Raw genomic sequence first — 7780 nt, 5'->3', positions numbered from 1 at the left:
TGCCGCTGGATGCCGCCCCATGCCGTACACCCCGATCGTCGCCACCCTGGGCTATGTGCTGTCGCCCGATCGTCGCCAGGTGCTGATGATCCATCGCAATACGCGCCCCGGTGACCATCACCTCGGCAAGTACAACGGCCTGGGTGGCAAGATCGAAGCGGACGAGGACGTGGCGGCCAGCATGCGCCGCGAGATTGCCGAGGAAGCCGGCATCGACTGCACCGGCATGCGCCTGCGCGGCACTCTCAGCTGGCCCGGTTTCGGCAAGCACGGCGAAGACTGGCTGGGCTTCGTGTTCGTCATCGACAGCTTCGAAGGTACCCCGCACGGCGGCAACCACGAAGGTACGCTGGAGTGGGTAGATCTGGACAAGCTGGACACGCTGCCGATGTGGGAAGGCGACCGCAACTTCCTGCCGCTGGTGTTCGACGCCGACCCGCGCCCGTTCCACGGCGTGATGCCGTACAAGGACGGGCGCATGGTCAGTTGGTCCTACAGCCGGCTGTGACCCGGTGAATCGGGGAGGTGCCAACCATTCCGGGGAGTGCCAATCTGGGTTGGCACGCTCTTTTGATGATTAATACCCGGGCAATATTGACAGTCATAAATTACCCGGGCAATATTCGCGCATCACCTCTGATGCCATTGCCATGCCTGCGTCCCGACTCCCTCCTTTCAGTTGTTTCGACGGCCATCGCCTTGTTGCCTGCGGCAGCCCGGAAGTGGCGGCACTGGCGCTCAAGCGGCTGCGCGCCGACAACGCTGCCGGACCATTGCTGGTGTTCGACAACGCCACCGGTCGCACCCGCGATTTCGATACGCGCGGCAGTGACGAGGAACTGCTGGCGCGGGTAACCGAAGCGTTTCCCCCCTCTGACGAGGCGGATGCCGAAATCACTGCCGAAGACGCTGCGACCCCGCGTGGCCGTGGCCGCCCCAAGCTGGGCGTGGTCGCCCGTGAAGTGACCTTGCTGCCGCGCCATTGGGCCTGGCTGGCCGAGCAGCCGGGCGGCGCCTCGGTGGCATTGCGAAAACTGGTGGAGACGGCCAGCCGCGCCGGTGCGGACAAGGACCGCCGGCGTCGCGATGCCGAACGCGCCTATCACTTCCTGCAGACCATCGCCGGCGACCTGCCCGGCTTCGAGGAGGCCATCCGCGTGCTGTTCGCGCACGACCGTGCGGGCCTGGAAGCGGTGCTGCATTCCTGGCCCAGGGATGTGCGCGACCACGCCCTGCGTCTGGCGTTCGACAGCGCTGACGGCTGATCCATCGCGCCGTCGTTGAGCGGCGGCGCCACCTGATCGCGGGCCACGGCCCGGTCCCTTGTGCTTGCTTTGCTGGTGGAAACGCCGGGCAGGGCAGCGCCTTGCCCAGAGAACCCCATGAACTCCCCTGTACATCCCACGCCCCTGGTCGCGCCGCCTCTGTGGCGCACCTACCTGGCCCTGCTGCTGCCGATGCTGCTGACCAATGCGCTGCAGCTGGCCGCAGGCACGCTGGACAACATCTACCTCGGCCATCTGCTCGGTACCCAGGCGGTGGCCGTGGCCGCTGCGTTCTTCCCGGTCTTCTTCCTGCTGCTGGCCCTGGTGATGGGCCTGGCGACCGGCGCGATGGTGCTGATCGGGCACGCCTGGGGCGCGGGTCGGCCGCAGCAGGTGCGCGCGGTGGCTGGCAGTGCGGTGGCGCTGATCCTTGTGCTGTCGGTGCTGGTGATGGCCCTGGGGAGCGGTTTCGCACCACAGCTTCTGATGTCACTGGGTACACCGGCACCGATCCTCGGTAAGTCCATCGTCTATGCGCGGGTGCTGCTGCTGAGTGCGCCGGTGTTCTTCCTGCTGTGGCTGGCGACGGCCGTGAGCCGCGCGGTGGGTGATGCAAAGACGCCGCTGCACGCGCTGCTGCTGGCGACCGTGCTCGGCCTGCTGTGCACGCCACTGCTGATCCTCGGCTGGGGCGGCCCGCCGCAGCTGGGCGCGGCCAGTGCCGCGGTGTCGGCAGCATTTGCCTCGCTGCTGGCGTTGGTCTGGTTGCTGTGGAGCTGGCATCGCCTGGGGCATCCGCTAGCACCCGGCCATGAGCTGCTGCGGGCCATCCGTTTCGATGGCGCGATCATTCGTTCGATGCTGCGCATCGGCGTGCCGTCCTCGCTGCAGATGCTCAGCCTGGCCATTGCCGAGATCGTGTTGCTCGGCTGGATCAACCGCTATGGCTACACCGCCACGGCGGCCTACGGTGCGGTCAACCAGTTGATGAGCTGGGTGCAGCTGCCGGCCATGTCGCTGGGCATCACCGCCACCATCCTCGCCGCGCATGCGATGGGGGCAGGACGTGCGGCACGATTGCCCGCCATTGCCCGCACCGGGGTGCTGCTGGGCCTGGCGATGCTGACGGTCGTGGTGCTGCTGGTGATGGCGCTGGCGCCGTGGCTGACCGGCCTGATCCTGGCGGCGCCGGAGGTGCGCGAACTGGCCGCACTTCAGCTGCGCACGGTGGTGTGGGGCGTGCTGGCGATGGGCGGCACCACGGTGCTGGTCGGCGTGATGCGCGGCAGCGGGACTGTGCTGCTGCCGGCGTTGCTGGGCATGACAGCGGTGTTGCTGCTGGAGCTGCCACTGGCGATGTGGCTGCAGGCGCGGCACGGGCTGACCGGCCTGTGGTGGGCGTGGCCGCTGGGACTGGTGGCGATGCTGGTGTTGCAGATGATGTGTTTCGCGAGGTGGCGCAGCCGGTTGCCGGCGGCGGCCTGACCGCAGCGCCATTGCCGGGGCAGCCGGCCAGCGGCCGGCTCCACCGCTCGGTCGGATCGCATCCGGCGAAAATCCACGCCGATGCGGGTCGGGCAGCGCCGGGCCATGCCCGGCGGCAATCAGCGCCGATGCGCCAGCAGCAGGTGGAAATGCTTCTCCCGCGTCTGCCCGTCATTGCCGGCAGCAGTTTCGCGATGGCTGCGCCACGCCGAGATGTTGAATCCCGACACGCGCATCGCCAGCTCAACTGCGTCCAGTTCGTGCAGCTGGAAATCGGCGGCAAACGGCAGGCTGCGCATGAAGGCCGCATCGCCGAACGCCAGGCACAGCCGCCCTCCCCGGCGCAGTACGCGCGCAAGCTCGTCCAGCACCGGGGCCAGGTTGGGCCAGAAGTACAGGGTGTTGACCGCCAGTGCGGCATCCACGGATGCCTCGTCCACCGGCAGCGCATGGGCATCGCCAAGCCGCATCGCGGCCCGGTCGCCCAGGCCGGCACTGGCCAGCCGCCGGTTGCCGGCCTCGACCATGGCGGCGGACAGTTCAACGCCCAGGTACTGGCTGCCCGGCGCTTGCAACAGCTGGGGCGCGAAGGCCGCATTGCCGGGGCCGATCTCCAGGATGCGTTCGCCGGCCGCCACCGCCAGCAGCCCGATCGCGGCCAGGTTCAGGGCGCTGTTGCTGCGGTTCATCGAGTCGGCCACCGCCAGTGCGGCGTCGCCATGGGGCTGCCGCAGCTGCGCGGCCAGGGTGGAAGCATCCGGCATCGTCGTCGTCCATCGAAGAGATTCGGACGTGGCGGCGGCGGGTCCGCCGATGACCATAGCGCTGACCTTGCGGCTTGGGAAGTAGGGAAACCCCGCTGCAGGGTGATGAGGAAATGTCCAGCGTCGCAGTCGGTGAGATCTGGTTGTCCACAGGGGGTGTGGATTACGCGTGGGCAACTTTGTGGATAAACCGCGACAGGCGCCACCGCCCTAGGCTGTCAAGATGGGTGGCGAAAAATTCACCGCCGGTGAGGGCGCGTGAGGGAGCGGTGAAGGCCGCGGCCTGCCGGCGCTGTCGCCGGCAGCGGCGCTCGCGGTAACCTGTGGGCCTCGATGCTCCGTGAGACCCCATGAAACGTCACTTCTCGATGCTGCGCGAATTCCAGCTGGCCGACTGGTTCACCTTGGCCAATGCTTTCTGCGGCACCGGTGCGGTGTTTGCCGCAATGCGCTTCCTGCAGGACGGCGAGCGCGGCTACCTGCTGTTCGGCATGGCGCTGATACCGCTGGCCTTCATCTTCGACGCCCTCGACGGCCGCATCGCGCGCTGGCGCAAGTCCAGCTCCACCCTGGGGCGCGAGCTGGATTCGCTGTCCGACGTGATCTCGTTCGGCGTCGCGCCGGCGGCGCTGGCCTATGCATGTGGCATGCAGGGCGGCTGGGACTGGCTGGTGCTGAGCTATTTCGTCTGCTGTGGCGTCAGCCGCCTGGCGCGCTACAACGTCACCGCCGAGGCGTTGAGCGGCGACGAGGGCAAGGTCACGTATTTTGAAGGCACCCCTATCCCGACCAGCCTGGTGCTGGTGATCGTGCTGGCGATCGCCGCCGGTACCGATGCCATCGGCCAGAACATCTGGTTCGGCCAGTGGCAGATCGGTCCGTGGCAGCTGCACCCGATGGTGCTGCTGTTCGCCCTGTCCGGGTCGCTGATGATCAGCAAGACCCTGCGCATTCCCAAGCCATGAGCCAGCCCTGCGGAGGCCTGCGATGACCAGCTCGGCCCACGACGCCGGCAGCAGTGATTTCGAGACCCTGGCCCGGCAGTACTTCGGCGCCTGGGGCGATGCCCTGCGCCACGCGGGCACGCCCGGCGCGCCGGCCGGTGACGAGCCCGGCAGCTGGCAGCGGCTGTTCGACTGGTGGGGCCAGCTGTTGCCCGAACAGGCGCCCGGCGCGCCGGAAGATGCCGTGCGCCGGTTCCGCGAACAGGCCGGGAGCTGGTACGGCACCATGCAAGAGGTCGCCGCTCGGTTTGCCGGCCGCGACGCCAGCAGTGCCGATGTGGCCCAGGCCTGGCGTGAGGCGGTGCAGGGGCAGGGCGATGGCATGCTGCAATGGATGCTGCAAGGGGCCCGTGGCAGCACCCACGCCGGCGTCGCCGTGCCCGAATTCGCCGCATGGCTGCAGCAGTTCCAGCTGCAGTCGGGCCCGTGGCTGCAGAGCCCGGCATTCGGCCCCGGCCGCGAGCACCAGGCGCGCTGGCAGGCCCTGCTGCGTGCGCAGGAAGAATACCAGCAGCATTCGCGCGCCTATGTCGACCTGATCAAGCGGGCACTGGACGAGGCCTTTGCGTTGTTCGAGCAGCGCCTGGCCGAGCACGAACAGCCGGGCAGCCAGCTGACCAGCGCCCGCGCGATGTTCGACCTGTGGATCGAAGTGGCCGAGGAGGCCTACGCCAAGGTCGCCATGTCCGAACCGTTCCAGCAGGTGTACGCCTCGCTGGGCAACGCGCAGATGCGTCTGCGTGCCGGCCTGCAGCGCGAGGTGGAACAGATGAGTGAACGTATCGGCCTGCCGACCCGCAGCGAGATGGATGCCGCACACCGCCGCATCGCCGAGCTGGAGCGCAGCCTGCGCCGCCTGCAGGCGCAGGTGGCAGTGCTGGCCGGAACCGCTGCGGTCGATCCGGTTGCGCAGCCGGCGCCGGCAAAAGTGAAGCCTGCCGCGCGCAAGGCCGCGAAGAAGACCGCACCGGCAACGAAGGCGCCTGCAAAAAAGGTGGCTGCGAAAAAGCCCCAATCTCGCACCTCCTCACGGGCGCGTGACCGATGAAGGGACCGTTGGGCTTCAACGCCGATGACCTGATGCAGGAGACCCTGGCCATGCAGCGCAAGCTGATGGAGGGGCTGAAGCTGCTGCCGCAGGTGGAAGACGTGGACTATGGCGTGACCGCGCGCGAGGAAGTCTGGCGCGACGGCAAGGTGGTGCTGTACCGCTTCGTCGGCGAACAGGCGCCGACCCGGCGCACGCCGCTGCTGATCGTGTACGCGCTGGTCAACCGGCCGTACATGGTCGACCTGCAGGCCGACCGCTCCCTGGTGCAGAAGCTGTTGGCGCTGGGTCAGGACGTCTACGTGCTGGACTGGGGCTACCCGGATCGCTCGGAGCGCTTCCAGACCCTGGAGGACTACCTGCTGCGCTACATCGACGGCGCGGTGGATGCGCTGCGTGCGCGCAGTGGTAGCCCGGTCGACCTGCTCGGCATCTGCCAAGGTGGCGTGTTCGCGCTGTGCTACGCGGCGCTGCGCCGGCAGAAGCTGGGCAAGCTGATCACCATGGTCACCCCGGTCGATTTCCAGACCGCCGACAACATGCTCTCGCACTGGGCGCGGCAGGTGGACGTGGACCTGCTGGTCGACACGCTGGGCAACATCCCGGCCGACCTGATGAATGCCAGCTACCTGATGCTCAAGCCATTCCGCCTGAACGTGCAGAAGTACGTCGGCCTGCTCGACATCCTCGATGACAAGGCGGCGCTGGAGGACTTCCTGCGCATGGAAAAGTGGATCTTCGATTCGCCGGACCTGGCGGGCGAGGCGTTCCGCGATTTCATCAAGCAGTTCTACCAGGCCAATGGCCTGATGAAGGGCACGGTACGGATCGGCGACGAAGCGGTGGATCTGTCGCAGGTGACGCTGCCGGTGTTGAACATCTACGCCGAGCAGGACCATCTGGTGCCGCCGGACGCCTCGCGTGCGATGCGCGGGCGCCTGGGTACGGATGACTACACCGAGTCCAGTTTCCGCGGTGGCCATATTGGTATCTACGTGTCCGGCCGCGCGCAGCGCGAAGTGCCGGCCACGATCGATGGCTGGCTGAAGGCGCGCGACCTGTAGAGTCGAGCCATGCTCGACTGACCTGGGGGGATGATGACGTACCGGATTTTGTTGATTCTTGCGGCACTGCTGGCAGCACAACTTGCCCAGGCCGCACCCAGTGCGGATGCACGCCGGGAGATCGCCCAGCTGATCGCCAGCCTGGACGGCTCGCAGTGCCGGTTCCAGCGCAATGGCAGCTGGTACGACGGCAGCGATGCGCGCGCCCATCTGCAGCGCAAGTACGACTACCTGCTGAAGAAGGACATGGTGGACAGCGCCGAGCAGTTCATCGAGCGCGCCGCCAGCCAGAGCAGCATGAGCGGCAAGCCTTACCGCATCCAGTGCCCGGGTCAGCCTGAACAGACCGGAGCCACTTGGTTCAGTGCGCGCCTGCAGGCGCTGCGCCACCGCACGCCGTAGACATCGGGGCGGTGTAGAGTCCAGCCATGCTCGACTGCCTTGTCCGTTTCCCGGAGCCGCTGCCATGAACACCACGCCCAAGACGCTGTCGCGCTCATTGAACGATCGCATGATCGCCGGCGTGATGGGCGGCATCGCCCACCGCTTCGGCTGGAACCCCACGCTGGTGCGGATCGTGTTCGTGCTGATATCGATTGGCTCGGCCGCCTTCCCCGGCATTCTGATCTACCTGATCCTGTGGCTGCTGATGCCGAACGAGGCCGATTGAACACGGCCGCCCGACCCTGGCCGCTGTGGCTGCGTGCGCTGCAGATGCTGGGCGCAGCATGGACATTGCCCAATTCGCTGCTCGGCCTGATTGGCGGCCTGGCCGGTATGCTCGGCGGCGCGTCATTGCGTTGGAGCGCGCGCGACTGTGCGCTGGTATTCGACCGCTGGCCGTGGGGGCCGGGCGGGGCGATCACGCTGGGGAACGTGATCCTGCACACCGGTCATGACCTGGGCATTTCCTGCCGCACCTATGCGCATCAGGCGGGGTGGGGCGTGGAACCGCTGATCCGGCTGGATGATCACGAACGTGCGCACGTGTACCAGTACATGGTGCTGGGCCCGCTGTACCTGCCGGTATACCTGCTGTGCGGCGGGGTGAGTGCGCGCAATCCGTTCGAACGGGCGGCCGATCATTTCGCCCGGTTCGGGCGTGGCTGGTGGCCGTAGTTTCCAGCCAACGGCGCAGCCCCTCGTGGGT

General features: G+C 67.5%; 10 protein-coding genes. 9 read left to right on the top strand and 1 reads right to left on the bottom strand.

Features of this window, described 5'->3' with window-relative positions; translation table 11 throughout:
* The first annotated feature begins 19 nt into the window (after window positions 1–19).
* From N5C25_RS19845 to N5C25_RS19835, 3 genes are all read left to right on the top strand, one after another.
* Window positions 20–508 (top strand): 8-oxo-dGTP diphosphatase, encoded by a 489-nt coding sequence (locus N5C25_RS19845; RefSeq protein WP_005417168.1) that lies wholly within the window; start codon window positions 20–22, stop codon window positions 506–508.
* Window positions 509–650: 142 nt separating this feature from the next.
* Window positions 651–1265 (top strand): DUF2239 family protein, encoded by a 615-nt coding sequence (locus tag N5C25_RS19840; RefSeq protein WP_021202814.1) that lies wholly within the window; start codon window positions 651–653, stop codon window positions 1263–1265.
* Between the two features lie 117 nt (window positions 1266–1382).
* On the top strand, window positions 1383–2750 hold the full coding sequence (locus N5C25_RS19835) for an MATE family efflux transporter (protein ID WP_279937733.1): 1368 nt from the start codon (window positions 1383–1385) through the stop codon (window positions 2748–2750).
* Window positions 2751–2869: 119 nt separating this feature from the next.
* On the opposite strand, the gene N5C25_RS19830 is transcribed toward N5C25_RS19835, so the two are convergent.
* Complete coding sequence (locus N5C25_RS19830; protein WP_262213427.1) at window positions 2870–3514, bottom strand: class I SAM-dependent methyltransferase; 645 nt, start codon at window positions 3512–3514, stop codon at window positions 2870–2872.
* Window positions 3515–3864: 350 nt separating this feature from the next.
* Between N5C25_RS19830 and N5C25_RS19825 the strand changes: the two genes are divergently transcribed.
* The 6 genes from N5C25_RS19825 to N5C25_RS19800 all read left to right on the top strand — a co-directional run bounded on the left by N5C25_RS19825 (window position 3865) and on the right by N5C25_RS19800 (window position 7749).
* Window positions 3865–4479 carry a phosphatidylcholine/phosphatidylserine synthase gene (locus N5C25_RS19825; protein WP_251101770.1) on the top strand — a complete coding sequence of 205 codons (615 nt, stop codon included), beginning with the start codon at window positions 3865–3867 and terminating at the stop codon, window positions 4477–4479.
* Window positions 4480–4501: 22 nt separating this feature from the next.
* Entirely contained in the window at window positions 4502–5566 is a 1065-nt protein-coding gene (gene phaE / locus N5C25_RS19820; RefSeq protein ID WP_279937732.1) for a class III poly(R)-hydroxyalkanoic acid synthase subunit PhaE, read from the top strand.
* A complete protein-coding gene (gene phaC, locus N5C25_RS19815) occupies window positions 5563–6630 on the top strand; it encodes a class III poly(R)-hydroxyalkanoic acid synthase subunit PhaC (RefSeq protein ID WP_111104125.1) in 1068 nt (355 codons plus the stop codon). Before phaE ends, phaC begins: the two co-directional genes overlap by 4 nt.
* A 33-nt stretch (window positions 6631–6663) precedes the next feature.
* A complete protein-coding gene (locus N5C25_RS19810; RefSeq protein WP_279937730.1) occupies window positions 6664–7032 on the top strand; it encodes a YfeK family protein in 369 nt (122 codons plus the stop codon).
* A gap of 64 nt (window positions 7033–7096) precedes the next feature.
* Complete coding sequence (locus N5C25_RS19805; protein ID WP_058981420.1) at window positions 7097–7300, top strand: PspC domain-containing protein; 204 nt, start codon at window positions 7097–7099, stop codon at window positions 7298–7300.
* Window positions 7297–7749, top strand: a complete 453-nt coding sequence (locus N5C25_RS19800; protein ID WP_019660259.1) for a hypothetical protein — start codon at window positions 7297–7299, stop codon at window positions 7747–7749. Before N5C25_RS19805 ends, N5C25_RS19800 begins: the two co-directional genes overlap by 4 nt.
* Window positions 7750–7780 lie beyond the last annotated feature (31 nt).

The organism is Stenotrophomonas sp. GD03958 (assembly GCF_029839005.1).
GTDB classification, from domain to species: domain Bacteria; phylum Pseudomonadota; class Gammaproteobacteria; order Xanthomonadales; family Xanthomonadaceae; genus Stenotrophomonas; species Stenotrophomonas hibiscicola.
The sequence above is the reverse complement of the archived record's forward strand: the minus strand, read 5'-3'. Positions and strand labels throughout refer to the sequence as shown.